General features: G+C 62.7%; 27 protein-coding genes and 1 tRNA gene. 13 read left to right on the top strand and 15 right to left on the bottom strand.

Going from position 1 to position 25,984, the window contains the following annotated elements; genetic code table 11:
• Positions 1–27: 27 nt before the first annotated feature.
• Positions 28–201: a hypothetical protein gene (locus D0B32_RS32575; protein ID WP_181969829.1), complete on the bottom strand. Its 174-nt coding sequence runs from the start codon at positions 199–201 to the stop codon at positions 28–30.
• 191 nt (positions 202–392) lie between these two features.
• Between D0B32_RS32575 and D0B32_RS16520 the strand changes: the two genes are divergently transcribed.
• A complete protein-coding gene (locus D0B32_RS16520) occupies positions 393–581 on the top strand; it encodes a hypothetical protein (protein ID WP_117335064.1) in 189 nt (62 codons plus the stop codon).
• Positions 582–788: 207 nt separating this feature from the next.
• Here the strand turns inward: D0B32_RS16520 and D0B32_RS16515 are convergent, their stop codons facing one another.
• Both D0B32_RS16515 and D0B32_RS16510 read right to left on the bottom strand, forming a co-directional pair.
• Positions 789–2,150 (bottom strand): MATE family efflux transporter, encoded by a 1,362-nt coding sequence (locus D0B32_RS16515; protein WP_259295030.1) that lies wholly within the window; start codon positions 2,148–2,150, stop codon positions 789–791.
• A gap of 7 nt (positions 2,151–2,157) precedes the next feature.
• The gene (locus D0B32_RS16510; RefSeq protein WP_117335063.1) at positions 2,158–2,502 is read right to left on the bottom strand and encodes a DUF2288 domain-containing protein; all 345 of its coding nucleotides are present in this window, start codon (positions 2,500–2,502) and stop codon (positions 2,158–2,160) included.
• Positions 2,503–2,766: 264 nt separating this feature from the next.
• On the opposite strand from D0B32_RS16510, the gene D0B32_RS16505 reads away from it, so the two are divergent.
• The gene (locus D0B32_RS16505; RefSeq protein ID WP_117335062.1) at positions 2,767–3,477 is read left to right on the top strand and encodes a pentapeptide repeat-containing protein; all 711 of its coding nucleotides are present in this window, start codon (positions 2,767–2,769) and stop codon (positions 3,475–3,477) included.
• Positions 3,478–3,693: 216 nt separating this feature from the next.
• Here D0B32_RS16505 and D0B32_RS32305 read toward each other — a convergent pair whose 3' ends face one another.
• From D0B32_RS32305 to D0B32_RS16490, 4 genes are all read right to left on the bottom strand, one after another.
• A complete protein-coding gene (locus tag D0B32_RS32305) occupies positions 3,694–3,912 on the bottom strand; it encodes a hypothetical protein (protein ID WP_147329537.1) in 219 nt (72 codons plus the stop codon).
• A 163-nt stretch (positions 3,913–4,075) separates the two neighbouring features.
• Positions 4,076–4,402, bottom strand: a complete 327-nt coding sequence (locus D0B32_RS16500) for a hypothetical protein (RefSeq protein WP_117335061.1) — start codon at positions 4,400–4,402, stop codon at positions 4,076–4,078.
• 138 nt (positions 4,403–4,540) lie between these two features.
• The gene (locus D0B32_RS16495; RefSeq protein ID WP_117335060.1) at positions 4,541–5,269 is read right to left on the bottom strand and encodes a peptidoglycan DD-metalloendopeptidase family protein; all 729 of its coding nucleotides are present in this window, start codon (positions 5,267–5,269) and stop codon (positions 4,541–4,543) included.
• A gap of 254 nt (positions 5,270–5,523) precedes the next feature.
• Positions 5,524–6,330 carry an aldose epimerase gene (locus D0B32_RS16490; RefSeq protein WP_404935558.1) on the bottom strand — a complete coding sequence of 269 codons (807 nt, stop codon included), beginning with the start codon at positions 6,328–6,330 and terminating at the stop codon, positions 5,524–5,526.
• On the opposite strand from D0B32_RS16490, the gene D0B32_RS32945 reads away from it, so the two are divergent.
• The 4 genes from D0B32_RS32945 to D0B32_RS16470 all read left to right on the top strand — a co-directional run bounded on the left by D0B32_RS32945 (position 6,322) and on the right by D0B32_RS16470 (position 9,035).
• Positions 6,322–6,720 carry a hypothetical protein gene (locus tag D0B32_RS32945; RefSeq protein ID WP_259295044.1) on the top strand — a complete coding sequence of 133 codons (399 nt, stop codon included), beginning with the start codon at positions 6,322–6,324 and terminating at the stop codon, positions 6,718–6,720. The two genes, D0B32_RS16490 and D0B32_RS32945, sit on opposite strands and share 9 nt — an antisense overlap.
• A 281-nt stretch (positions 6,721–7,001) precedes the next feature.
• The gene (locus D0B32_RS16480) at positions 7,002–7,832 is read left to right on the top strand and encodes an undecaprenyl-diphosphate phosphatase (RefSeq protein WP_117335057.1); all 831 of its coding nucleotides are present in this window, start codon (positions 7,002–7,004) and stop codon (positions 7,830–7,832) included.
• Positions 7,833–7,971: 139 nt separating this feature from the next.
• Positions 7,972–8,046: transfer RNA gene (locus D0B32_RS16475), tRNA-Arg, on the top strand.
• Between the two features lie 260 nt (positions 8,047–8,306).
• The gene (locus D0B32_RS16470; RefSeq protein ID WP_259295029.1) at positions 8,307–9,035 is read left to right on the top strand and encodes a DUF3800 domain-containing protein; all 729 of its coding nucleotides are present in this window, start codon (positions 8,307–8,309) and stop codon (positions 9,033–9,035) included.
• A gap of 98 nt (positions 9,036–9,133) precedes the next feature.
• Here D0B32_RS16470 and D0B32_RS16465 read toward each other — a convergent pair whose 3' ends face one another.
• The 4 genes from D0B32_RS16465 to D0B32_RS16450 all read right to left on the bottom strand — a co-directional run bounded on the left by D0B32_RS16465 (position 9,134) and on the right by D0B32_RS16450 (position 12,961).
• Positions 9,134–9,667 carry a YgjP-like metallopeptidase domain-containing protein gene (locus D0B32_RS16465; RefSeq protein WP_117335055.1) on the bottom strand — a complete coding sequence of 178 codons (534 nt, stop codon included), beginning with the start codon at positions 9,665–9,667 and terminating at the stop codon, positions 9,134–9,136.
• 134 nt (positions 9,668–9,801) lie between these two features.
• Positions 9,802–11,736: an AI-2E family transporter gene (locus tag D0B32_RS16460; protein WP_117335054.1), complete on the bottom strand. Its 1,935-nt coding sequence runs from the start codon at positions 11,734–11,736 to the stop codon at positions 9,802–9,804.
• Between the two features lie 224 nt (positions 11,737–11,960).
• Entirely contained in the window at positions 11,961–12,584 is a 624-nt protein-coding gene (locus D0B32_RS16455) for a glutathione S-transferase family protein (RefSeq protein WP_117335053.1), read from the bottom strand.
• A 146-nt stretch (positions 12,585–12,730) separates the two neighbouring features.
• Positions 12,731–12,961, bottom strand: a complete 231-nt coding sequence (locus D0B32_RS16450) for a hypothetical protein (protein ID WP_117335052.1) — start codon at positions 12,959–12,961, stop codon at positions 12,731–12,733.
• A gap of 319 nt (positions 12,962–13,280) precedes the next feature.
• Here D0B32_RS16450 and D0B32_RS16445 point away from each other — a divergent pair, with 319 nt between their 5' ends.
• Both D0B32_RS16445 and D0B32_RS16440 read left to right on the top strand, forming a co-directional pair.
• Positions 13,281–13,673, top strand: a complete 393-nt coding sequence (locus D0B32_RS16445) for a hypothetical protein (protein ID WP_117335051.1) — start codon at positions 13,281–13,283, stop codon at positions 13,671–13,673.
• 85 nt (positions 13,674–13,758) lie between these two features.
• Positions 13,759–14,208: an NUDIX hydrolase gene (locus D0B32_RS16440; RefSeq protein WP_117335050.1), complete on the top strand. Its 450-nt coding sequence runs from the start codon at positions 13,759–13,761 to the stop codon at positions 14,206–14,208.
• 48 nt (positions 14,209–14,256) lie between these two features.
• Here the strand turns inward: D0B32_RS16440 and D0B32_RS16435 are convergent, their stop codons facing one another.
• Together D0B32_RS16435 and D0B32_RS16430 are read right to left on the bottom strand one after the other, a co-directional pair.
• Positions 14,257–15,168: a transporter substrate-binding domain-containing protein gene (locus D0B32_RS16435; protein ID WP_404935561.1), complete on the bottom strand. Its 912-nt coding sequence runs from the start codon at positions 15,166–15,168 to the stop codon at positions 14,257–14,259.
• A gap of 167 nt (positions 15,169–15,335) precedes the next feature.
• Positions 15,336–17,045: a glutamine--tRNA ligase/YqeY domain fusion protein gene (locus tag D0B32_RS16430; protein WP_117335048.1), complete on the bottom strand. Its 1,710-nt coding sequence runs from the start codon at positions 17,043–17,045 to the stop codon at positions 15,336–15,338.
• 318 nt (positions 17,046–17,363) lie between these two features.
• Here D0B32_RS16430 and ggt point away from each other — a divergent pair, with 318 nt between their 5' ends.
• Together ggt and D0B32_RS16420 are read left to right on the top strand one after the other, a co-directional pair.
• A complete protein-coding gene (gene ggt, locus D0B32_RS16425; protein ID WP_117335047.1) occupies positions 17,364–19,088 on the top strand; it encodes a gamma-glutamyltransferase in 1,725 nt (574 codons plus the stop codon).
• 119 nt (positions 19,089–19,207) lie between these two features.
• The gene (locus D0B32_RS16420; protein WP_117335046.1) at positions 19,208–19,768 is read left to right on the top strand and encodes an alpha/beta hydrolase; all 561 of its coding nucleotides are present in this window, start codon (positions 19,208–19,210) and stop codon (positions 19,766–19,768) included.
• On the opposite strand, the gene D0B32_RS16415 is transcribed toward D0B32_RS16420, so the two are convergent.
• Positions 19,761–20,981 (bottom strand): CaiB/BaiF CoA-transferase family protein, encoded by a 1,221-nt coding sequence (locus D0B32_RS16415; protein ID WP_117335045.1) that lies wholly within the window; start codon positions 20,979–20,981, stop codon positions 19,761–19,763. The genes D0B32_RS16420 and D0B32_RS16415 overlap by 8 nt on opposite strands.
• 369 nt (positions 20,982–21,350) lie before the next feature.
• On the opposite strand from D0B32_RS16415, the gene alaS reads away from it, so the two are divergent.
• Entirely contained in the window at positions 21,351–23,975 is a 2,625-nt protein-coding gene (gene alaS, locus D0B32_RS16410) for an alanine--tRNA ligase (RefSeq protein WP_117335044.1), read from the top strand.
• 8 nt (positions 23,976–23,983) lie between these two features.
• Here alaS and D0B32_RS16405 read toward each other — a convergent pair whose 3' ends face one another.
• Positions 23,984–24,196 carry a hypothetical protein gene (locus D0B32_RS16405; RefSeq protein WP_117335043.1) on the bottom strand — a complete coding sequence of 71 codons (213 nt, stop codon included), beginning with the start codon at positions 24,194–24,196 and terminating at the stop codon, positions 23,984–23,986.
• Positions 24,197–24,273: 77 nt separating this feature from the next.
• Between D0B32_RS16405 and D0B32_RS16400 the strand changes: the two genes are divergently transcribed.
• Positions 24,274–25,326: a low specificity L-threonine aldolase gene (locus D0B32_RS16400; RefSeq protein WP_117335042.1), complete on the top strand. Its 1,053-nt coding sequence runs from the start codon at positions 24,274–24,276 to the stop codon at positions 25,324–25,326.
• Positions 25,327–25,420: 94 nt separating this feature from the next.
• Complete coding sequence (locus D0B32_RS16395) at positions 25,421–25,951, top strand: NUDIX domain-containing protein (protein WP_117335041.1); 531 nt, start codon at positions 25,421–25,423, stop codon at positions 25,949–25,951.
• Positions 25,952–25,984: the final 33 nt, after the last annotated feature.

Here is a 25,984-nt window from a genome sequence, read left to right as displayed (position 1 = left end):
CCGGCCCGCTGCGGCCGGCTCCGCGCGTCAGTGTTTGCGGCGGTTCCAGTGGGGCAGGTGATGGCCTGACAGCCAGTGATGCATCATGCCTTCACCGTCATGCTCGCGACGGTAGGTGCGCGATTCGAAAATCGACAACCCCACCAGCACCAGCAAACCGATGCCAAGCCCGATGAAACCCGCGATTTGTTCGGCATCCATGGCAGCCTCCTTTTACAACCGCAACCATGGCTACATAGTAGGTCAGGCTGGCGAAAAAACGCAGGCCGGCGCGCAGCATGCAAGCGAATCGCAAGTCTCGCCGCGGCGCAGCACGCTTTGAGAGTAGACTCTTGGCGCACGGCCGTCCGCCAGTGCGTGCGCTGTTTTGCTTTGCTTTTTTTAGAGAATTTATGAATCGCTTTCTGTTGATCACTTTCCTGTCGGCAACCCTGTGCGGCTGCTACACCGATCCCTCAACCGGGCACCATGCGCCCCCCAAAGATCCCGCTGACTATCACGGCGTACCGACCGACGACCGGCCGCCATCCATGCTCAATGAGCCGACTCCCAAGGCCGCGCCGCAGGCGAACCCGCAGTAGGACGTGCAAGGCGCTCTGCACCAGCAGACCGCCCGTTGTAAAAGGCGAGGCCCCGGCGCGGGCACGCCGGGGCCTCTGACCCACGCAGACTGTTCGCGCGGAGAGCGCGGGCTGGCTTCATTCTATGAGCCGTTGCCTGTGAAACTTGTATGCGCTTGTTTCAATCGGTAACTGGCGAGCTGAGCCGCCCGCGCCAGGCCTGGCTGCTCAGCTCGCCGCCACGCCTTGCGGAATGCTGTTCGCGACACGCGGCAACAGGCGCATCAACGTGACACCGCGCATCGCCATGAAGATCATCATCGCGGCCCACAGTCCGTGATTGCCCTGCACGGGCATGAGCACCCACGATGCCGCGAGAAACACCGCGAGCGATATCGCCATCGACACCATCAATTCACGCGTGCGCGTGGCGCCGATAAACACCCCGTCCAGCAGAAATCCCCACACGGAAATGACGGGGGAAAGGGCCGCCCACGGTAGATAGGTTTGCGCGGCGGCACGCACGGCCACCTGGTCGGTCAGGCTATGGATGATCCACGTTCCCGCGCTCCAGTAGACGAACGCAAAAGCGATCGCGCCAAGTGCGGACCACAGCATCGTGACCTTCACCGCTTGCCGGAACGCGTGACGGTCACGGGCCCCAATGGCGGCGCCGACCAGCGCTTCGGCCGCGTGCGCGAAGCCGTCGAGCCCGAAAGCCATGAAGGTCTGAAAGTTCAGCAGCAGCGCGTTGGCGGCGAGCACCGTGTCGCCTTGCCGCGCGCCCAGATGGGTGAACCAGCCAAACGAGCCGATCACGCACAGCGTGCGTAGAAAAATGTCGCGGTTGAGCACCAACAGGCGCTTCAGCGCGGTGGCGTCGAGCAACGTCGCTCGCGTCAACGGGGCGACACCGCGTGGCCGCTGATGCCACAGCAGCGCGACGCCGAACACGAAACCGAGCGCGTCCGCGCTTGCCGTGGCGGCGCCGATTCCGCCTATCCCCCAGTGAAACGCATACACATACAGCAGCACCGCAGCAATATTGACGCTATTGATCAACACTTGAACGGCCAGCGCGAGCTTGACGCGCTGGGTGCCGAGCAGCCAGCCGAGCACGACGTAGTTGGCGAGCGCGAGTGGGGCGGCCCAGATGCGTGCGTGACAGTAAAGCCGGGCCTGCTGCTGGACTGCGTCGCTGCCGCCAATCGTGTGGATCGCGTAGTCGATCAGCGGCATTTGCAGCAGCAACACGGCTATGCCGATGACCAGCGCAAGCAGCAGGGCGCGCACCACGTTGTCGCGCATGGCGGCATGATCGTGGGCACCCCACGCCTGTGCGACGAGGCCGGTGGTGCCCATGCGCAGAAAGCCGAATCCCCAGAATACGAAGCTGAAGAACAGGCCGCCGAGCGCAACGCCGCCCAGGTACGAGGCGTCGGACAGATGGCCGGCGACGGCGGTGTCGACGGCGCCGAGAATGGGCTGCGTGAGATTGGCCAGCACGATCGGCACGGCCAGTGACAATACACGCCGATGCCAGCGCACCGGCAACGCGGGCGCGGTATGGGTGGGGGCGGCGCCGCTCAAGGCGCGCTCAATGCGTCTGGCCGGGTGGCCGTGCTTGATGGTCCGCGCCACGTTCCTGCACGCAGACCCACGGTGAGACCACGACGGCCCACAGGTCCGGGTCGCGCGCGGCGTAATCCGCGGCGGTTTCGGCCTGCACGCGTTCCACCAGGCCGGACGCCAGCCATTGGCTGACCTGCGCGGTGTCGTCGTTGGCGATGGCTTCAGCGACGCTAACCAGATCGAGATCGCGCGCGACATGCAAGAGGATGCCGCGGGCGAAGAACCGCTCGAGTTCCGGCCAGCCGATTTTCGCGGTTTCCGCGAGCAGCGAGAGGTAGAGCGGACTGTGGGAGGCGTCGTTCGAGGTCATCGGCGTAGGCGGGTTCAGAAGAGCGGCCGTTACTATAAACCATCGGCGCGGGGCGGCCACGGGGTGGTCACACGGCGGGCCGGTTCAGGTACGCTCGTCATTTTGCGCCCGCTTTGCTGCGGGCGGGTGAGCGATCGAGGTCGGCGCTCAACGTGCGTGCATGTGACGGCGTGACGGTGGCGTGGAACGTCGTCTGCGCCGCGCTTCGTGATTTTTTGAGTATTCAGCTCTGGCACTGCCGGAGCGCAACGGGAAGATTTTTTCATGTCAGTCGACTCCAGCGCGCCCTTGTCCGGCGTCCACACCGTTCAGCACGCCACGCTTGCACGCGCGGATGTCGAACCGCTACTCGGCGCGGGTCATCCGTGGCTGCGGTTCGAAGATTGCGATTTCGAAGGCGCTGACCTGTCGCGGCTGGATCTGCGCGGCGCGGAATTTCATCGCTGCAATATCGTCGAGACTTCGTTTTTCGGCGCCGCGCTGACGCAAAGCCGCTGGCTGCGCTGCCGCGCGCGCCAGGCCGATTTCGCCTCGGCGGATCTCGTCGACGCCGCGTTTCAATCGTGCGACCTGAACAACACGAGCTGGCGCCGCGCGAAACTGGCGTCGGTCGCGTACACCGGCTGCAAGCTGACCGGGGCCAGTTTCGAAGCATGCTCGGCGTTGGGCCTGAGTTTCACCGAAACGCTGCTGGTCGGCGCGCATCTGCGTGGCCTGTCGTTTCGCAAAGCCACGTTGCAGGAACTGGACTTCTCCGATGCGGATCTGGCCGGTGCCGACTTCCGCGAAGCCGTGTTCGAAGGCGGCAGCCTGAAAGATGCCAACCTCAAAGGCGCCCGCTTCGATGGCGCGGACCTGCGGCTTGCCGACCTGAGCGGCGTACGCCTCGTCGATGCCGGACTCTTTCGCGGCGCGACGATTTCATTTCAACAGGCGGCTGTTCTCGTCACGGAACTGGGTCTGCGGGTGCTCTAGTTTGCGTGAAATGAGAATGACGCGGCTTGTACGAACGATTAACTTTCAGATCGCGAAATTAAAAAATAATCCGCAATCCGCGAATCAATCGAATGGGCTTATGAAATGACGATTGCGATTGAATCGGCGGATGTGTTAAATCGGTAAAAGTGCGCTTGCGCACGTAAATCAGCAAATGATAATCAGCAGGAAATATCGAACCAGTGAATCGAAGAGTTAACTATTTGATGGCCTTGTGGTAAATTCGGCATACGGATGAACGTCAATGTCCGTCTGGCTTTCAAGGCAGTTCACTGATTTACTTCGAGGCTTGCGGAGGCGGTTTTTCCGGCTCACTCCGGTTTCTTTTTCGATTAATTTTTCTTCACTGCTTGCGTATTCTGTGCGGCGTGGCACATTATGCGCAAAATTAATCCATTGCAAGCGCTGATTCACATTGATAGATTCCGTCTTGGCGCATGGTGAACCGGTCCTTTACCGTAATGCGCCGAACCCCCGTTAGCCCGGCCCTAGAGCCGGGCTTTTTTTTGCCTGCGCTTTGTCAAACGTAAGCTTCGGGGGATATTCACAGAACTGCGACGCGCGGATTAGCGTGCCGCTATTGCTTGCATTTAACCACCATTGAGCGGTTTTTAACGTTTGCGCCGAATATGCCGCCTACCGAACCGCCGGAAGTCGCGCCATTGTCGACATCCTTGGAGATCACGTCATAGCCGTAGTTGCCGCAGACTTCGCCCGCGCGCTTGTAGCACTCGGCCCAGCTTTCGCTGGCATCGCTGCCGCTGCAGTTGATGGCGAAGCCGGCGTCGCCGCTCGGCAGGTAGGTCATCTTGGTCGAACTCGCGCAGCCGCTCAGGCTCGCGAGCATCAGCGCCGCGACGCTTGCGGCGACGGCCACGGCCGTTGGGGTCCAGCTTGTTTTCATCGGATCCTCACAGGTTGCGGGTGCTAAACGCGGCGAGCGCCGCGTTTCGTGTCAGATCGCGGCGGCCCGCCGCGTCTTGTGTCAGATGGAGCGCCGCGCGGTGTCCGAGGTTCCCGCGCAGGCTGCCCGTTGCAGCAATCAACGTGCCGGCAGGGCGCGCGATGGGTCGATCGAGCGTCCGCCGTAGCGCAATTCGAAGTGCAGCATGACGCGGTCGGTGTCGCTGTCGCCCATTTCGGCGATTTTCTGCCCTTGCGATACCGCCTGACCTTCCTTGACCAGCAACACACGGTTGTGCGCGTAGGCGGTCAAGTAGTCCGCGTTGTGCTTGATGATCAGCAGGTTGCCGTAGCCGCGCAGACCGTTGCCCGCATACACCACGGTGCCCGCGGCGGCCGCGACGACCGGCGTGCCTTCGGCCGCGGCGATGTCGATACCCTTCGAGTTCGCGCCGTCGAAGCGGCGGATCACGCTGCCATTGGCCGGCCAGACGAGCGAAATGGACGAGGTCGGCGTGGGCGGGGTGATCTCGGGCCCTGTGCTCGGCGCTGGTGCCCGGGACGCCGTACTGCCGCCGCCGCTCTTGCCACCAGTGGCGCCGGTGCCCGTAGTCGCCGTCACCCCCGCGCTATTGCCGGGCGGCGCGATACGCAGCACCTGACCAACCTCGATGCTGTCCGGATTCGACAGGTTATTCCAGCGGGCAATGCTCTGCACCGACTGATGATTGCTACGCGCAATCTTCAATAACGTATCGCCCCGTTCGACGCGATAAAACCCCGGACCCACTGGCGCAGAGCCGCACGCGGCAAGCACTGCGAGAAACGACGCGCACGCGAACCGTTTAATTCTTCTTGTTGCCAACATTGGACCTCGCAAAGCGCTGCCGCGCGCCGATCCCGATCACGCAGCAGGTGGATAGCAAAAACGTCCGATTCTAACGGTTTTGCATCGCAACACGCGATTCGCGCCGGTGGCGACGTGGTGGTGGCGTCATGGCGCGGCACGGGCGTCGCGTGCCGGCGTTGTTGCTGACGTGCGTGTGCAAGCGCGCGCTCGTGGGCTTCTGGCAGGCGCCGGCCCGCGTCGCGCGGCGCCGTCGCCCACTGCCTCGCGGCAAATCAACGCAGCGGGGCTACGCTGATGCGCAGGGCGGCCTTTTCCGTCTGGCCGGCTTCCAGCCAGCGCAGACCCATGCCGTTGTGAATCGCGTCCGGCAATCCGAGCCACGGTTCGATGCAGTAGAAATCCGATTCCGGCGTTTCGGTCCAGGTGGTGACCGCGTACCAGGGGAGCGAACCGGGACGTTCCAGGTCGATCGTGATGCTGCGGTTCAGGCCCGGCATGACCAGTTTGACCGGCTGATTGGGCGCGCCGTCGAGACAATGGAAGCGGTCGATGATGCGTGCCTCGTCCAGCGTATAGCGCGGCTCACCCTGCTCGGACGGGCTGATCGAGCCATCGGGCTGCTGAAAGCAGCGGCGCGTGTGCGGCAGTTCAAGCACGGTTTCGGCGCGCTGAGTGTGGGGCAGGGCGAAATAGAAGTGGTGGCCGGCGTAATAGGGCAGCGCGTCGCTGCCGGTATTGGTGGTGACCAGTTCGACGTCGAGCGTGTGGTCGTCCGCGAGCTGGTAGATCGCCTCGAAGCGGAACTTGAACGGATAGCCGGCGTGCGTGGCGTCGTTGTCCGTGAGGACCATGTGCACCCTGGCGCCGGCCTTGCCGGTCGCCTCTTCGACGGTGGCGGCGAATGGCAGGTCGCGCGCGAAGCCGTGCATGGGCAGGTTGCGCACGACGCCCTGCGCGTCGCGCCAGCGGCCGATCTGGCCATCCACGCGATGCCGGCCGAGGAACGGAAACAGCAGCGGATTGCCGCCACGGATTTTCGCCGGCTGGCTCCAGTCGGCCGCGTCGGGCCAATGGATCACTTCCTCGCCGTCAATGAGCCACGACAGAAGGCGGCCGCCGTCTTGCGGCGCGAAACGAAGCTGCGAGGCGCCCTGAGCTGTCTCGATAACGTCATGGTGCTGGAATTGGGCCATAGTGCGGTCTGGTTGAGCATGGGATGGAGGGGCCGCGCGGATCGACGGCGCGAGGCTGATTTTGCGCCGCTTTATGCTACGGGGAAACCCTTCTGGGGAAATTGCGGGTTCGCGAAAGCCGTCGAGGTAACGATAATCCTTCGGGTTGCCCGGTGGTTTGAATTATCGGGCCTGACCGACCGCGGAGGCGTGATGGATCTCGCAATGGCAATGGGCGTGGCACTGTTCGGCATGTTTGCCGTCAGCACGGTGTATTTCTTCTACAAGCTCGACTGAGCCCGGCCCGTCCCACTTTTGGCCCGTCCGGCGCCGCGGCTCGCGGCGCTCCGTGGGTGTCCCGGCAGCGTGTCTGGATACCCCGCCAGCCCGGCTGATCCAGCTTGCCGGCGCTGCCATGACCGCACCAGGTCGTGACGCACCGCGTCAAAAATTTCCCCTTATGTGGTGTAAACGCTTGGCGCTGACATAGCGGCCAGGCATAATCGGTGCGCTTTCAAGGCGCCGGTTGCCGATTTCCGGCGTGTTCCTCTGATTCCTCTTTCGAAAAGGACCGCCGCGTGAGCTTGTCGTTTCTGATTTTCTTGAGCGTGCTGCAAGGCGTCACGGAACTGTTTCCGGTCAGCAGCCTGGGTCACACCCTGCTCGTTCCCGCACTGTTTGGCATGCACATCGACGAGCATGCGCCGCAGTTGCTTCCTTTCCTCGTCGCGCTGCACCTCGGCACGGCGCTCGCGCTGCTCTGGTACTTCCGCAAGCGCTGGATCGCGCTGATCAGCGGCTTCTTCGCGTCGCTGGGCGGGCGCCGGAATGACGATGGCCACATGATGTGGGCGCTGATCATCGGCACGATTCCGGCCGGTCTCGTGGGTCTGATTCTGGAAAAACGGCTCGAACGGCTGTTTCACGATTTGCGGATCGTCGCGATTGCATTGATCGTCAATGGCGTGTTGCTGTGGTTCGGTGACCGCCTGCAACGCTCGCGTGTGCATCAGGGGCCCGAGAAGCTGACCTTCGGGCAGGCGTTTCTGGTCGGTCTCGCGCAGATCGGCGCGCTGATTCCGGGCTTTTCGCGCAGCGGGCTGACGATGATCGCCGGCAACGCGGCCGGTCTGACGGCGGAAAAGGCGGCGGAGTTTTCGTTCCTGCTCGGCACGCCGATCATTTTTGCGGCGGGTATTCTGGAGTTGCCCAAGCTGTTTCACGCGTCGGGCCAGCTCGGCGATGCGTTGCTTGGCGGCGTGCTGACGGCGATTGCCGCGTACCTGAGCGTGCGTTTCCTGATGCGTTACTTCGAAGGACGCGGGCGCCTTGCCAGCTTCGGTGTCTATTGCGTGATTGCGGGCCTCGTGTTTCTCGGCTGGTTCATGCTGCATCCGCAACCGGTCTGATCGAAGCGCGGCGCGGCGACGCGGGTGCCGTGAGGGCGCCGTCGCCCAGCCATGAAGGCCGCAGCTTACGATCGGTTATAATCCGGGCCCTGCCGCGCTGTTGCCGGCGTGGCCCGGTCGGTTAAGATTTCAGTCTCGCCTCCCCATAGTTCAACGGATAGAACACGGGTCTTCTAAACCTGAAATCGAGGTTCGATTCCTCGTGGGGGGGCCATGAAATCATTGTCGGTCATTGGTCCTCGGGCCGCCCGAAAAATCTTCACGCACGGTAACGCCAGGCGCGCTATTCCGTTTCTCGCACCCTTTCAGATACGATATCGCGCGCCGCAAGAGCCCGCGAACGCCCTCACTAGCGCCCGCTAATTCAGCCATTCTCAATGTCTGAGATGACCGAAGCCAGTGTCTCGTGACAAGTCACACGCAGTGCCTGCGCGGCAATCTAGATTGGGCCAGCTGATGCAGGGAAATAACGCAGTGAACAGTGACTACATCGTGTTTGTGGATGAAAGCGGTGACCATAGTTTGACGTCGATTGATGCTGACTATCCACTCTTCGTGCTTTGCTTCTGTGTGATCAAGAAGGCTGACTACGCAGACGTGGTCGTGCCACGCATCAAGCGGCTAAAATTCGCGACCTTTGGACACGACTGCGTCGTGCTGCATGAGATCGACATCCGACGTAAGCGCGGCCATTTCTCCCAGCTAGGAAAAGAACCGCGCGAAGCGTTTATGGCGGCACTCACCCAGGTGATTGTCGACACGCCTATGACGGTCATCGCGGTCGTGATCGAGAAGAGCAAGCTTAAACAGCGCTATAGCAATCCGTACAACCCTTATCACATTGGGATTCAGTACGGGCTTGAGCGTGTCCGGAATTTTTTGCGGCTGAATGGCCAACATGATCGGTTGACGCACGTCGTATGCGAAGCGAGGGGCGCGAAAGAGGATGCTGATCTAGAACTGGCTTTCCGGCGGGTTTGCGACGGAGATAACCGGACGCAGGCGAAATACAACTTCGATATCGTGATCTGTGACAAGAAGGCGAATTCGGAGGGCTTGCAACTCGCAGATCTGATGGCGCGGCCAATCGGGCTGCACATCTTGCGCCCACATCAGGCGAACAGGGCCTTCGATGTACTCTCGGCGAAGTTTTTCAGCCAGGGGACGGTCACGGCGGGAAACGGTCTGAAAGTGTTCCCCTAGAAAAGCGAAAGGCCCCAAGGTAGTCCCTGGAGCCTGGCGCCGGCCGCGTAGTCGCAACCCATTTATACGTATAAGAATACTGTTAGGTCGAGCAAGCGTCAAGCCGGCTGCGCCTGACCTCCGTCGGCATTTCGGCCATCGCGCACCAGATCGCGATGCGTCAGATACAGCCGCAGATCGAACTCGGTCTGATGGTAGCCGGGCTGCATGAACTCGCAGAGCCGGTAAAACGCCTTGTTGTGCTCGCTTTCCTTCAGATGCGCCAGTTCATGCACGACGATCATCTGCAGGAACTCCGGCGCGCCGTCCTTGAACAGCGACGCGATCCGAATCTCCTTCTTCGCTTTGAGCTTGTTGCCCTGCATGCGTGAGATCGTGGAATGCAGCCCAAGCGCATGTCGCATCACGTCCAGCTTGCTGTCATACATCACCTTGTCGATGGCCGGTCCGCTGCGCAAAAACTCGCGCCTGAGTTCGGCGCAATAGTCATAGAGCGCGCGGTCCGTCTGCACCGTGTGGCGACGGGGATATTTGTCGGCAAGGTAGGCGCCTAACTGCTGTTCGGCAATCAGACGGCGAACCTTGTCCTGTAACGCAGCCGGATAGGCGCTGAGGTATTTCAGATGCTGCATGGCAAAGGATGGTAAACAGACGCGATGAGCTTGAGCCATTGTAGCGGCAGGCAACTACGGCCCGTGAAGTTCGCAAAACCCGCGAACTCCGCAATTCGCACGCAACCCACACGCAACCCACAAGCGACCGCTGCCTACGCAGTCCCCTGAACGTGTTCGTTGCGGCTCACCGCGACCGTCGCTGCCCGACACTCTTCGACCAGATCGCGGAACGTCGTGGCGTTTCGCGTGCTGCCGGTCGTGCCGAGATCGGAACTGCCTTCGCTTTGCCCGCCGAAGCCGACGATCACCGTGGCAGGCGAGGGCTGGCTGCGGATACGTCGCAGCAGGTTGCGCAGGTAGGGCGGTGCTTCGGCGGTATCGAGCGACACGATGCAGATGATGTCGGCGCGATCCACTTCGCGTCCGCCGCCGCGCGTGTTGCGGTACTGCTCGTAGGTCGTCGTCACCGTGGTGACCCCTTGCCGGTTCAGCAACTGTACCGCGATGGCCGTGGCCACCTCGTCGAATGCGCCGCGGCCCGAGATGCACAACACGACGGCATCCGTTGCCACCGCGCCTTCCATGTCGTCATCGTGGAGCGGGCCGTAATGCGGCTCGGCGCGGCCGCCCGCCTGCGCCTGCTCGCGTTCGCCGGCTTCGGCGCGCGGCGCGTGGTCCGGCAAGCCTTCCACGGTTTCGAGGTTTTCGATGATATCCACCACCGCCTCGTTGAAGCGCGCGAGCTGTTCCGTGGTCAGCACGCCGCGCAGCGCGTCGTTGCGCGCAAGGCGCAGTCCTTCCAGCGCAACCTGGTCGTAGTAGTCCGTCACGGAGATTTCGCCAAGCAGCCGGTCCGCCTGGACAATCGCCTCATGCGGGTCGTCGGCCAGCAGGCGCTGATAAAACGTCTGCGCCGGCGTCAGCGCAGGTTGATCGCCGAGCAGGATGGTCAGGAAGTTGAGGCGATCTGCATAACGGCCTAGCGTGACGAGACACAGCGTGAGAGGCGTCGACAGCACGAGGCCGACCGGACCCCACAGCCAGCTCCAGAAAATCGCGGCCACCACCACGGCGAGCGGCGAAAGGCCGGAACGGCGCCCATACAGCAGCGGCTCGGCGACCTGGCCCGCCAGCAGATCGACGACCACGAACAGCACGAGGGTCCATACGGCCATCGTCCATTGCGGCTGGATAGCAGCGGCCAGACACACTGCCAGCAAGGCGGCGATCCAGATGCCGATATATGGAACGAAGCGCAGCAGTGCCGCGACCACGCCGAACAGCAGCGCCCCCGGCACGCCAATGCCCGCGAGCCCTACGGCCAGCACCGCGCCCACGCTCAGGTTGAGGCCCAGTTGAGCGACGAAATAGCGGCTGAGCCGGCTCGCCGCATCGTTGATGGCGGTGGTGGTGCGGTGCAGATCGCGCGAGCCGAACAGACTGATCAGGCGATCACGCAAATCCTCGCGTTGCAGCAGGATAAAGATCGTCACCACCAACACGATGAAGGTGGTTTCGAGCGGGGCAATGGCCGGCGAAAAAGCCCGCTGCGCGAGCTGCATCGGCGTGAGCGCGGGCTCGTGCACTTCCACCGGCATGGGCGCGGGCGGCGCGTTGCGGTTGGCCTTGCCGAAGCTGCGTGGCGCGGCCGGCCGCGACGGGGCAACCCGCTGCAGCGTGAGCGCCGCGCGGCCCATCAGCACATCGGCGCGCCCAACGGTTTTCTCCTGCACGGTTTCGATCTTGCGTTCGATGGCCACCTGATATTGCGGGATGTCCGCGGCCAGTTGCACGATCTGCGCGCCGATCAGGGTGCCCGCGCCCAGCACGATGGCCAGCGCGAAAAACACGGCAATGAAGATGGACGGCAACTGGCCCATGTGCAGACGCCGCAACGCTGCAACCAGCGGCGCCAGCAGAAAGCTGAGCAGGACCGACAGGGTGATCGGAATCAGCACCGCGCGTCCAAAGTAAAGCCCGCACACCACGACGACACCGGTGACCACCGATGCGAGCCCATGCAGCGTCGGCGCGCCCGTCGGATACACGCGGTTGGGCCGCCCATGCGGCGGCAACGATATTTTCATGCTCGATTCCAGTTGGCGGGACGCTTCACGATTTGCTCAAGCAATTGAGGATACAACCGCGAAGCCTAGCAATCTACACGCCCGGTCGGTGCCATGCGTTACATCGGTAAGAGAGTGCAAGCAGACTGCTGGCGCGGCAGCTGAGCGCAGCGCCAGTCAAGTAAGCGCCCCCGACAATGGGCCAGGGCGCCGGTCGTCCGTTGGTCGTCCTGGTGGCAGGACGTTTACGGCGTGCCGTTGCGGCAGTATTCGGCAAAGCCCGGCCGCCCAGCGAGTCGTTCGAAGTAGTCCGCCACGGCGGGAAAATGCGGGTGCGCTAGCGGCGTACCGAACCAGCGGTTGACCGACAATCCAATCGGAATATCTGCAAGTGTGAAATGCGGTCCAGCGACGAACCCGCCGGTGGTTTCGAGTTGCTGGTTCAGGATGCCGATATGTTTCGCACAACTGGTGATGGATGCCTGAATTGATTCGGCATCCTGATGAACGGGTGACTTTCTGACCAGCGCCACGAAGGCGTAACTCCATGCGCGGTTCAGTTCCGCGGCCTGCCAGTCGATCCACTGATCGACGCGCGCGCGTTCCTGCGGATGCTCGGGATAGAGCTGCGTTCCGCCGTAGCGCAACGCGAGATAACGGATGATCGAATTGGACTCCCACAGCACGAAGCCGTCGTCCTTGATGACCGGCACCATCGCGTTGGGATTGAGCGCGAGAAACTCCGCTGTGTCCGTGGATCGGAAGCCCGATCCCCAGTCTTCCTGTTCGAACGGCAGATTCAGTTCGGCGCAGGTCCAGAGCACCTTGCGGACGTTGATCGAGCTGACCTTGCCAAGAATTTGCAGCATGGGCGATCCCGTGAATGACGAGTTTGATCATTCTAAAAGGCCCGAATGCGCGCTGACAGGTACAGTTGAGGAGGTGCCGTGTTTGGCGCAGCAAAAGAACAGGGGCGCCTGAGCGCCCCTGCAAGGAAGATGGAGTGGGCGGCAGATTAGCCCGTGATCAGCAGGTAGCAGCCGCCAACCAGCAATACGAAGGACGAAAGCAGCGTGACCGTGCCCATGCGTGTCATGACACTGGGCCATTGTGGGCGCGGCAGGGCCTCGATTCGCACGATGCTGCGCACCGGAGCGGGATCGCGGCGCATGAAGAACGGCACGAGGGCGAGGGAGAAGATCGCCAGCATCACGGCGAACAGTTTGAGAGCGAAGGAGTAGTCCATAGAGGTGGCAATGTTTTGATGCGCTTATCTGGAAAAGGGGCGCGCTTAACCAGCCATCGTATGGATTCTGGCCCTTAGTATCCATGAGACCAGTCTGAAATCAAGATGTTGTTGTATTGAAACTGTGGTCGGTGAGGAGGTTGTTGACGCTTTCGGGGCCGGGTTCGCGTGCCGTCCGGCAACCGGCGTTCGAGGCCGCTTTCTGGGCCACTGGCTGACAGTTGGCATGCTATGCTTTTGAGGTCCGGATCACAGATTCCGCCACAGCCGCCGTCACTGCACGTGTGGCTGCCGCACCATCTTTCGAGGAGAACACTCAATGTCGATGCGAATCCGAAGCCTGGTTCATGCCACCTTGGGCGGTGTGCTGCTGGCGGGTGCGGTGGGCGCTTACGCCGCCAACCTTGGCTTTCTGAACGACACGCCCATCGCCTACATGAAGCAGGCTGACATCGACTCGATCAAGGCCGCGGTGGACAAGACCCTGAACGAGAAACAGGACGGCCAGTCCTCCACGTGGGTCAACGAGGGCACACGCAACAGCGTGCGCATCGAAGCGACGATTACCCCGGAAAGTACGGCTAAGGACGGGGAGCGCACCTGCCGCGACACCACCGTCGTGCTGAACGCCAAAGGCCAGTCCATGAACCTGAAGCCGCAGTTCTGCCGCGAAGGGGCGAGCGGTCCGTGGCGCCTGCAGAAGAAGCATTGAGCGAAGCCGGCAGGGAACGCCGCATGGTGGGTCTCAGGTCGTCCTCGAACGTAGCGCTCGTCGCGTCACCCGGAGTACTGCGCTGATGGCCACGCGTATCGTCTCCTGTGGCGTGGTGCTGCTCGACGCGCAAGGGCGGGTCCTGCTCGCCCACGCCACCGAAACGTCGCATTGGGACATTCCCAAGGGGCACGGCGAGGAGGGCGAAGCCGCGCACGTCACGGCGCTGCGTGAAATGGTCGAAGAAACCGGCATCGCCATCAGCGCGGATCGCCTGAAAGACCTCGGTTTGTTCGTGTACCGGCGTGACAAGGATCTGCATCTGTTCGCCGCCCGGGCGCACGAGAACGAACTGGACCTTACGCAGTGCGTCTGCACGTCGCTCTTTCCACGCCGCTCGGACGGCACGCTGATTCCCGAGATGGACGCCTACCGCTGGACCGCGCCGCACGAGGTCGAGCAGTACGCGAGCCGCAGTCTTGCCAGGCTGTTCCAGACCACGCTATCGCTGGCGGAACTGCATCAAAGCCTTTGAAGGGAGCCGCCAAGGTAGCGGTGCAAGCGTGAAGTCGCGCGATGTCGCTCAGTCGAGCGCGTGGTCGTTCGGATGCGCGAACAACGTGCGCATGGCCGCCGAGAACGGAAAATTCAGATTGATGCCGTGCGGCGGAATGGGCTGCGTGAACCACACGTTATAGAGCCGCTCTGCCGCGCCCGAGGTCTGCATCTGCTCGATGACGCCATTTACCAGATCACGCATCGGCGCGTCGCCCTTGCGGAACATGCAGCCGTACACCTCGTAGCCGAGCGGCGTGCCCGTCACGGTGAAATCGTCCGGGTGCGGGTCGGTGGCCTTGAAGCCGTAAATGATCGGCTCGTCCATCACGAATGCCACCGCACGGTCTTCCTTCAGTGCCGCGAAGGCCTCCGGATGGTCGCGCGCACTGGTGATGCGCATGTTCAGGTGCTTCTCTCCATTCAGTTGACGCAGCAACCGTTCATCGGATGTGCCGGCGGTCGTGACCACGGCTTTACCGGCGAGGTCGGCGAAATCGTTGATGCCCGAATGGCGGCGCACGATCATCCGCACCGCGTACTGGAAGAAGCTGTCGGAAAACGCCACCTGATTTTCGCGTTCCACCGTGTGCGTGGTGGAACCGCACTCCAGGTCGATCTGATTGTTCAGCAGCACCGGAATACGGTTCGACGAGGTCACCGTGACTTCGCGCACCTTCAGATCGGGTAGGTCGAGCGTCTTCTTGATCTGTTCGACGATCTGCAACGCGATGGTCTGCGAATAGCCCACCGTGCCGTGGCCATCCGAGTACGAGAAGGGAATGGATGCTTCGCGCACGCCGAGCGTGACGACGCCGTCATCGTGGATTTTCTTGAGGGTGCCCGTGAGTTCCTGGGCGTGCGCGGAGCACGCGAACCATGCCGCCGCGAGCGCGGCCAGCGCGTGGCGCGTGCGAGACGGATGGCTGGCTGCAAACATCATCGTTTCCCCCGGACTGTTGCGTGCACTGTCACTTCGATGGACCGTTATGCAACGAACGCGCTAAGCACCTGCGACGAACCGGCGGGACGCCGCGGGTCAATGACACCGCGAGGCCCCGCTGCAACGCAATCCGGCTGAACCCGGCCCGATAGCGTTGATTTAGCTTACGCCGGCTTACCCCAACTGTCGCGCAGACTCACGATGCGGTTGAAGACAGGTTTACCCGGCTTCGAGTCGATGCGGTCGGCGACGAAATAACCATGCCGCTCGAATTGATAACGCTGTTCGGGCAGGGCGTCGCGTGCACCCGGTTCCAGATAGGCGTTGACCACTTTCTTCGAATCCGGATTGAGCGCTTCGAGAAAATCACGCCCGCCTGCGTCGGGTTGCGGCTCCTTGAACAGACGGTCGTAGATGCGCACTTCCGCCGGCACGGCGCCCGCGGCGCTGACCCAGTGGATGTTGCCCTTGACCTTGTAGTTGTTCGCGCCTTCGGTGCCCGAGCGGCTATCCGGAAAGTAATTGCAGTGGACTGCAATCACATTGCCGTTTTCGTCCTTGTCCGCGCCCGTGCATTCGATCACGTAGCCGTAACGCAGACGCACCTTGTTGCCCGGGAACAGACGGAAATAGCCCTTGGGCGGCGTTTCGTTGTAATCGTCCCGCTCGATCCACAGTTCCCGCGAAATCGGAAACAGGCGCGTGCCGTGTTCCGGATGATGCGGGTGAACCGGCGCGTTGCATTCTTCTGTAACACCTTCGGGGAAGTTGTCGATGATCAGCTTGAGCGGGTCGAGCACCGCTGCCGTGCGCGGCGCCTTGTCGTCCAGGTCGTCACGCAGTGCGCCTTCGAAGACGCTCATGTCGATCCACGAATCGACCTTCGTCACGCCAATACGCTCGCAGAACAACTGGATCGCTTCCGGCGTGAAACCGCGCCGGCGCACGCCGACGATGGTCGGCATACGCGGGTCGTCCCAACCGTCCACATGGCCTTCGTTGACGAGCTGCAGCAGCTTGCGCTTGCTGGTGATCGCATACGTGAGGTTCAGACGCGAAAACTCGATCTGCTGCGGCAGCGGACGCGTGAAGATGCCGGCCTCGGCAAGCTCGTTGAGAATCCAGTCGTACAACGGACGGTGATCTTCGAACTCCAGCGTACACAGCGAATGCGTGATGTTTTCCAGCGCGTCCGAGATGCAATGCGTGTAGTCGTACATCGGGTACACGCACCATTTGTCGCCCGTGCGGTAGTGATGCGCAAAGCGGATGCGATAGATGACCGGGTCGCGCATGTTGAAGTTCGGCGACGCCATGTCGATCTTCGCGCGCAGCACGTGTTCGCCCTCCTGGAACTCGCCGGCTTTCATGCGGCGGAACAGATCGAGGTTCTCCTCCACCGAACGATCGCGGAACGGCGAGGGCGTACCCACTTCCGTGGCCGAGCCGCGGTTCACGCGCATCTCTTCGGCGGACTGGCTATCGACATACGCCTTGCCGCGCTGGATCAGCAGCTCAGCGAACTCATACAGCTTGTCGTAGTAGTCGCTCGCGTAATACAGGTGATCCTGGCCTTCCTTGTTCCATTCGAAGCCGAGCCATTGCACGGCGTCGATGATCGAATCGACGTACTCGACGCTTTCCTTTTCCGGGTTCGTATCGTCGAAGCGCAAATGACAAATGCCGCCGTAGCTGCGCGCGACGCCGAAATTCAGGCAGATGCTCTTGGCGTGGCCGATGTGCAGATAACCGTTGGGTTCGGGCGGAAAGCGCGTTTCGACACGCTGGCCCCACTTCCCGGAGCGGTTGTCGTCGTCAATGATGTTGCGGATGAAGTTGGATGCCGCGGGCGCGTCGTTGCGTTCGGTATTCATGCGAGAAGAGGAAAGTCGGTCGGAGGCGCGCAGTGCGCTCACTTGTCTGTCAATTCTACCTGACGCCTCCTCCTTCGGCGCCCCCGGTGCAGCCTGTAGCCAACGGTTTGCAGTGTTTCATGCCCTCTAATTGCGTTGCTGCGACAATATTTTTGTCGTGTTTCACGCTGTAACAGGAGGTAAAACGCTTTGTTCACCGGCGTTTCACCCCTTTACGATGCGACCGACGCGGCGGCGTCCGCGCCGGGCCCGGACCGTGCTGTTGTGCTGCCCGAGCTGCACCCGCCACATCGCTACACATCACAAAGGAAACACCCCATGAGTTGGAGCAGGCCCATTGCGCTGAAACTGGCGGCCTCGACGGCAGCGCTGGTTGCCGGACTGGCGGCGAGCCTCGTCACCGACACCCCCGCGCTCGCCAAAACGGCCCCCAAGCCCGTGCTCGACGCCTCGGCGGTCGCGGTGCCGGACCAATACAGCGCGGAAACCGCGCAGCAGATCTTCAAGGAAGGCGGCAACGCCGTGGATGCCGCGGTGGCGATCGCGTTCACGCTAGCCGTCACGTACCCGGATGCGGGCAATTTGGGCGGCGGCGGTTTCATGACTGTGTTCATGGACGGCAAGCCGTACTTCCTCGACTACCTCGGCACGGCGCCGCAGCAGGCGACGCGCGAGATGTATCTGGACGACAAGGGCAAGGTGATGGGCAGCATGAGCACCGTGGGCAGTCGCGCGGCGGCGGTGCCTGGCACGGTGGAGGGCATGTGGGAAGCGCAGCAGCGTTTCGGCAAGCTGAAGTGGAAGCAGGTGCTGGCGCCTGCGATCCACTACGCCACCGACGGCTTCAAGGTGGATTCACGGCTGCAGCAGGTGCGCGACGATAGCGCACGCAACTTCACCGGCAAGACCAATTTCGACGCGTATTTCTCGAGCCTGAAGGCGGGCACCGTGTTCCGGCAACCTGAACTGGCACAGACGCTAGAACGGATTGCCAGCGACGGCGGCCGCGAGTTCTACGAAGGCCACACGGCCGAGTTGATCGGCACGCAGATGTTCGGTCATGGGCTGATTACGAAGCAGGACCTGCAACAGTACAAGGCGGTCTGGCGTCAACCGTTGATGGCCGACTGGCACGGCTACCAGGTGGTCACCGCGCCGCCGCCGAGTTCCGGCGGGGTCGGGCTGATCCAGATGCTCAAGATGAAGGCTGATTTGAAACCGGCGTTCGACGGGGTCGAGTTGAACTCTGCGCCGTATATCCATCTGATCGCGCAGATCGAAGACCGTGTGTTCGCGGATCGCCAGCAGTATGTGGACGACCCCGATGTGAAGCCGGTGCCGGTCGACAAACTCACCGACGACAGCTACCTCTCGCAGCGTGCCGCCGAGGTAAAGGCCGACGAGGTGCCGGGCGCGCAACCGGTCAAACCGGGGCTCGACGTGGCGCAAGCCGAGAAGCCCGAAACCACGCATTTTTCGGTGGTCGATAAATGGGGCAACGCGGTGTCGAACACCTACTCGCTCAACGGTTCATTTGGCTCGGGCGTCGTCGTGGACGGCGCTGGCTTCCTGCTCAACGACGAGATGGACGACTTCGTCACGCAGCCGGGTACGGCGAGCGTGCCGGGTGCTGCTGCCAACGATCTCAACACGATTGCGGCGGGGCGCCGGCCGGTGTCCTCGATGACACCGACCATCCTGCTCAAGGACGGCAAGGTGTCGACGGTGATCGGCACGCCAGGCGGCTCGCGCATCTTCACGACTATCTTCCAGGTGATGACGGACATGGTCGACTTCGGCATGTCGCCGGCCAACGCGGTCGATGCGATGCGCTTTCATCATCAACTGCTGCCGCAGAAGACGATTTACTTCGAGCCGTATCATCCGATTACCGGTGATCTCGCGGACCAACTCAAGGCCAAGGGATACTCGGTGGAAGGGCAGTCCTTTAACGGCGACGTGCAGTTGATTCGCGTGGATGGCACGACCCCGCAGGCGGCGGCCGATCCGCGTGGCGTGGGTGTGGGCGCTGTGTTTCAATAGGCGGCTGATCTGCCCGGGCGTCTGCGTTGACATGTAGCAGCGCGGTTGAACGCTGCACTCGCCGATCGGGCAGATGCGGAGAGTCGCCGGGCAGGCTCACAACGTCACGGAGAGGCACGATGCTCGAACAGCAGGTCTTGATACTGCCGGGTTACATGAACTCGGGCGCCGGCCATTGGCAGACGCGCTGGGAATCCCTGCACCCCGGATTCCGGCGCGTACCCATGCCCGACTGGGATCATCCCGTGCGCGACGCCTGGTGCCGCACGCTCGATGCCTCGGTTCGCGCTTCGCAGCGGCCGGTATTGCTGGCAGCGCATAGTCTCGGCTGCCTGACGGTGGCGTTTTGGGCTGCCCAATACGCGGCGCCCGAGACGCTCAGGAATGTGACGGGCGCGCTGCTGGTGGCGCTGCCTGACCCCGATGGGCCAGGCTTTCCACCTGATGCTTCAGGCTCCGAGTCAGTGCCGATGGTTGCCTTGCCGTTCGCCAGCATCGTGGTGGCCAGTACCGACGATCCTTATGGCGGTGTGGCCTTTGCGCAGCGCTGCGCAAAGGCGTGGGGCAGCCAGTGGCACGAGATCGGTGCCCGCGGGCATATCAACGCGGACAGTGGACTGGGCGATTGGGACGAAGGCCAGCGTTGGCTGGCGTCGCTGGGACAACCACCCCTCAAATAACCGATTGCGCCCGCAACGCCGCAATCCGCTCCTCGTCGTAACCCAGCACTTCGCGCATCACCGCCTCGGTATGCTCGCCCAGCGTGGGCGGATGAGAGAGCGCCTGCGGCGGCGTCCCACTCATGTTGATGGGATTGCGCACCAGCTTCACCGTGCCGCCCGACGGATGCGGCAAGTCCACCCGCATGCCACGCGCCAGCACCTGCTCGTTCTCGAACACCTCGGCCAGATCGTTGATCGGCCCGCACGGCACGCCCGCCGCCTCGAGCGCCGCGATCCATTCGTGTTTGCCGAGCGTGCGAACCATTTCCGTGAGAATGGGCACCAGCGTGTCGCGGTTACGCACGCGCGCCGGATTGGTCGCGAAGCGTTCGTCGTTGGCGAGCTCCGGCCGCTGGCCCGCTTCGACGAACTTGCGGAACTGTCCGTCGTTGCCGACCGCGACGATGATCCAGCCGTCGCTGGTCTGGAAGGTCTGGTACGGCACGATGTTCGGGTGCGCGTTACCCCAGCGCGCGGGCGGCTGGCCGCTTGCGAGGAAATTCGAATTCATGTTGGCGAGCATGGCCACCTGCACGTCGAGCAGCGCCATGTCGATGTACTGACCTTCGCCCGAGCGGTCGCGGTGGGCGAGCGCAGTAAGCACGGCAACCGTCGAGTACATGCCGGTCATCAGGTCGGCGATCGCCACGCCCGCCTTTTGCGGACCACCGCCAGGCTGACCGTCGCGCTCACCCGTGATGCTCATGAACCCGCCGATGCCCTGCACGATGAAGTCGTAGCCGGCCCGCTGCGCATACGGTCCCGTCTGACCGAAGCCCGTCACCGAGCAGTAGATGATGTCGGGCTTCACTTCTTTGAGCGATTCATAGTCGAGCCCATACTTCGCAAGCTGGCCGACCTTGTAGTTCTCCAGCACCACGTCGCTCTGGGCCGCGAGTTCGCGAATGATCCGTTGACCTTCCGGCGTGGCGATATCCACGGTCACCGAACGCTTGTTGCGGTTGGCCGCAAGGTAGTACGCAGCCTCGCGCGTGTCGCTGCCTTCGGGCGTTTTCAGGTACGGCGGCCCCCAATGACGGGTGTCGTCGCCGACGCTCGGGCGTTCGATCTTGATGACGTCCGCGCCGAAGTCGGCGAGGGTCTGCGCGCACCACGGGCCGGCGAGCACGCGGGTGAGATCCAGCACGCGGATATGACTGAGAGCGCCCATGTCGTTCCAATGTCTCCTTGATGGCGCGGCGCCGCGGCACGCATGGCCAGCGGGTTGAGCCGCGCAGTGGTGGTGCGCTGTGAGACAGCGTCGATGTCCGGAATCTTAAGCGATTCCCGCGCACCGGCCCATTCGGCCGAACGGCATAGGCCGGATCGCGCGCCAATGCCCTGACTCGCGCACCGGCCCGGTATGGCGGGTCAGCCCGCACCCTGGCCGGATGGCCAGTCCCGCGCAAAGGGCGCGCCGCGCCCTCGCGTGCGAGCGCCGATCCCGTATAATCAGTCGTTTAAGCAATATCCGGTTGGCGCATCCTGGGTGTCCCCCTCGAATGTCGCCAGATCCTGCCAGGACCGTCCCCAGTACGCTATGAAAGCCGCCGAAATCCGCGAGAAATTCCTCAAGTTCTTCGAATCGAAGGGCCACACGATCGTTCGCTCGTCGAGCCTCGTGCCCGGCAACGACCCCACGCTGCTGTTCACCAATTCGGGCATGGTGCAGTTCAAAGACGTGTTTCTCGGCGCGGAATCGCGTCCGTATTCACGTGCCACGACGGCGCAGCGCAGCGTGCGCGCAGGCGGCAAGCACAACGATCTGGAGAACGTCGGCTACACCGCGCGCCACCATACGTTCTTCGAGATGCTTGGCAACTTCTCGTTCGGCGACTACTTCAAGCGCGACGCGATCCACTACGCGTGGGAACTGCTGACGAGCGTCTACCACTTGCCGAAAGAGAAGCTGTGGGTCACGGTCTATCACGAAGACGACGAGGCATACGACATCTGGGCGAAGGAAGTGGGTGTGCCCACCGAACGCATCATCCGTATTGGCGACAACAAGGGTGCGCGTTACGCCTCGGACAACTTCTGGCAAATGGCGGACGTCGGTCCGTGCGGTCCCTGCTCGGAGATTTTCTACGATCACGGCCCGGAAGTGTGGGGTGGCCCGCCGGGATCGCCGGAAGAAGACGGCGACCGTTACATCGAGATCTGGAATCTCGTGTTCATGCAGTTCAGCCGCGACGCGCAGGGCAACATGACGCCTCTGCCCAAGCAGTGCGTGGATACCGGCATGGGTCTGGAGCGCGTCGCCGCCGTGTTGCAGCACGTGCACAGCAACTATGAGATCGACCTTTTCCAGGCCTTGATCAAGGCGGCCGGCCGCGAAACGGGCGTGGCCGACCTGACCAACAACTCGCTGAAGGTGATCGCCGATCACATCCGGGCTTGCTCGTTCCTGATCGTGGACGGCGTGATTCCGGGCAACGAAGGCCGTGGCTACGTGCTGCGCCGTATCGTGCGCCGGGCTATCCGGCACGGCTACAAACTGGGCAAGAAGGGTTCGTTCTTCCATCGTCTGGTGGCCGATCTGGTCGCGGAGATGGGCAGCGCCTATCCGGAGCTGAAGGAAGCCGAGCAACGCGTGACCGACGTGCTGCGTCAGGAAGAAGAGCGCTTCTTCGAGACCATCGAGCACGGCATGTCCATTCTCGACAGCGCGCTGGCCGATCTCGACGCGAAGGGCGGCAAGACGCTCGACGGCGAACTCGCGTTCAAGCTGCACGACACCTACGGTTTCCCGCTGGATCTGACGGCAGACGTATGCCGTGAGCGCGAAGTGACGGTCGACGAAGCGGCCTTCGACGAAGCGATGGCACGTCAGCGCGATCAGGCTCGCGCGGCCGGCAAGTTCAAGATGGCCCAGGGCCTCGAATACGCGGGTGCCAAGACCACCTTCCACGGCTACGAAGAAATCGTCTTCGACGACGCGAAGGTCATCGCCCTGTACGTGGATGGCGCTTCGGTGCAGGAAGTCGCACAGGGGCAGCAAGCGGTGGTGGTGCTGGATCACACGCCGTTTTATGCGGAATCGGGCGGCCAGGTCGGCGATCAGGGTCTGCTGGCCAACGCGAGCGTGCGCTTCGCTGTCGCGGACACGCTGAAGGTTCAGGCTGACGTGGTGGGCCATCACGGCACCCTGGAGCAGGGCACGCTGAAAGTGGGCGACGTGGTCAAGGCGGAGATCGACGCGGTGCGTCGCGCCCGCACGGCCCGCAATCACTCGGCCACTCACCTGATGCACAAGGCCTTGCGTGAAGTCCTCGGTACGCACGTGCAGCAGAAAGGCTCGCTGGTCGATGCGGAAAAGACCCGCTTCGACTTCGCGCACAACGCGCCCATGAACGACGAGCAGATCCGTCAGGTCGAGGCCATCGTCAACGCGGAAATTCTCGCGAATGCGCCGGGTGTGGTGCGCGTGATGCCGTTCGACGAAGCGGTGAAGGGTGGCGCAATGGCGCTGTTCGGCGAGAAGTACGGCGACGAAGTGCGCGTGCTCGATCTCGGCTTTTCGCGCGAACTGTGCGGCGGCACGCACGTGCATCGCACGGGTGACATCGGTTTCTTCAAGATCGTGATGGAAGGCGGCGTCGCTGCGGGCATTCGCCGCGTGGAAGCCATTACCGGCGACAACGCCGTGCGCTATGTGCAGGAACTCGACGCGCGCATCAACGCGGCAGCGGCCGCACTGAAGGCACAGCCTGCGGAACTGACGCAACGCATCGTGCAGGTGCAGGACCAGGTGAAGGCGCTTGAAAAGGAACTCGGCGCGCTCAAGTCGAAGATGGCGTCCAGCCAGGGCGACGAACTGGCCGGCCAGGCCATCGACGTAGCCGGTGTGCACGTGCTGGCGGCCACGCTCGACGGCGCGGATGTGAAGACCCTGCGCGAAACCGTCGACAAGCTCAAGGACAAGCTGAAGAGCGCGGCCATTGTGCTGGCGTCGGTGGAAGGCGGCAAGGTCAGCCTGATCGCCGGTGTCACGCCGGACGCCAGCAAGAAGGTCAAGGCGGGTGAGCTCGTCAACTTCGTCGCCCAGCAGGTGGGTGGCAAGGGCGGTGGCCGTCCCGACATGGCGCAGGCGGGCGGTACCGAGCCGGCCAACCTGCCGGCGGCATTGGCAGGCGTGAAGGGCTGGGTCGAAGCGCAACTGTAATTGACCGGTCAGGGCGTTCCGTTGCGGGCGCCTTGACGCAGAACTGTCACCAGCGTCAAAAAGGCTGAGAGCGTCGCTATCGTCGCCATCATCGCCGCCGTCTTAAGCGTCACAAGCATCACGACCGCCACGAACGCCCAAAGCATCACATCAGCAAAAAGAGCCGCGCGGATCGCATCCCGTGGCTCTTTTGCATTTGGGGCGTCGAAATGCAAACCCAAACAAAATCGTGCGCCCGCTCTAAAATGACCGCTTTCCCGCCACCTCCGCGCGTCCTCGACCGGGTGCGCCGCTCGCCATGCAACATTTCGCGTCCGATAACTACGCCGGTATCTGTCCCGAGGCGCTCGACGCGCTGATCGCCGCCAACAATAGCGGCCACGAACCCGCGTACGGCGATGACTCGTGGACCCAGCAGGTGTGCGACCGCCTGCGCGATCTGTTCCAGACCGACTGCGAAGTGTTCTTCGTATTCAATGGCACCGCGGCCAATTCGCTGGCGCTCGCGTCGCTGTGTCAGTCGTACCACTCCGTGATCTGCCACGAGCTCGCGCATATCGAAACCGACGAGTGCGGCGGCCCAGAATTCTTCTCGAACGGCTCGAAACTGCTGACTGCGCCGGGGATCGGCGGAAAACTGACGCCCGATGCCATCGAGGCCGTCGTCACCCGCCGCGCGGATATCCACTATCCGAAGCCAAAGGTCGTCACGCTGACGCAGTCAACGGAAGTGGGCACCGTGTATAGCGTCGAGGAGGTGCGCGCAATCGCGGCGATCGCCAAGCGCCGCCATCTGAAGGTGCACATGGACGGCGCCCGTTTCGCCAACGCGGTGGCCGCATTGGACGTGCATCCGTCCGAAATCACGTGGCGTGCTGGCGTCGATGTACTGTGTTTTGGCGGAACGAAAAATGGATTGCCGGTAGGCGAGGCCGTGGTGTTTTTCGACCGCGCGCTTGCCGATGATTTCGCCTATCGGCTCAAACAGGCGGGTCAACTGGCGTCGAAAATGCGGTTTATCTCCGCGCCGTGGCTCGGTCTGCTGGACGGCGACGTGTGGCTGCGCAATGCGCGTCACGCCAACGCGATGGCGAAGCTGCTCGAAGCGCGCCTCGCCGCGATAGCAGGCGTCAGCATCATGTTTCCCACGGAATCCAACGCGGTCTTCGCGCAACTGCCCACGCAGGTCGCCAAGGCGATGCGCGGGCGCGGCTGGAAGTTCTACGAGTTCATCGGTGCGGGCGGCTGTCGCTTGATGTGCGCGTGGGACACGCAAGCGGAAACGGTGGAGCGCTTTGCCGCCGAAGTCCGCGAATTGTGCGCGGCGTCCGTTGCACCGGTCGGCAAATAAACGCAGCTGCGCGGAAACACCGCAGCAGCTCCGCAAATCCGAGATCGAGAGACAACAAGAGACAACAAGAGACAACAAGAGACAACACCCACCCATGAGTGACCATCGTTTTTGTCCCCGCTGCGCCACGCCGCTTGTCCAGCGTGCCGATCCTGAACATGAAGGCGGGCGCGTCCGTCAGAGCTGCCCTGATACAACCTGTGGTTATGTGCATTGGAACAATCCGCTGGCCGTCGTCGCGGCTATCGTCGAATACGAGGGCAAGATCCTGCTCGCGCGCAACGCCGCCTGGCCGGAGGGCATGTTTGCGCTGATCACTGGTTTTCTGGAGAACGGTGAAACGCCTGAAGAGGGCATTGCGCGTGAAGTGCTCGAGGAAACGTCGCTGCGCGCCGAGAGCGTCGAGTTGGTCGGCGTCTACGAATTTATCCGCAAGAACGAGCTGATCATTGCCTATCACGTGCGCGCCAACGGCACGATCGCGCTGTCGCCGGAACTGCTCGAGTATCGGCTCGTCGAGCCGGCCAAACTGCGTCCGTGGCGCGCGGGAACAGGGCGCGCGGTGGCCGAATGGATGCGTCGCCGGGGCCTGCCTTTCGAGTACGTCGAACGGCCCGGACAATAATGAGATGGGGACTGCGCGCTGGCAGGCAGAATG

The organism is Paraburkholderia sp. DHOC27 (assembly GCF_003429005.1).
GTDB lineage: Bacteria > Pseudomonadota > Gammaproteobacteria > Burkholderiales > Burkholderiaceae > Paraburkholderia.
The sequence above is the reverse complement of the archived record's forward strand: the minus strand, read 5'-3'. Positions and strand labels throughout refer to the sequence as shown.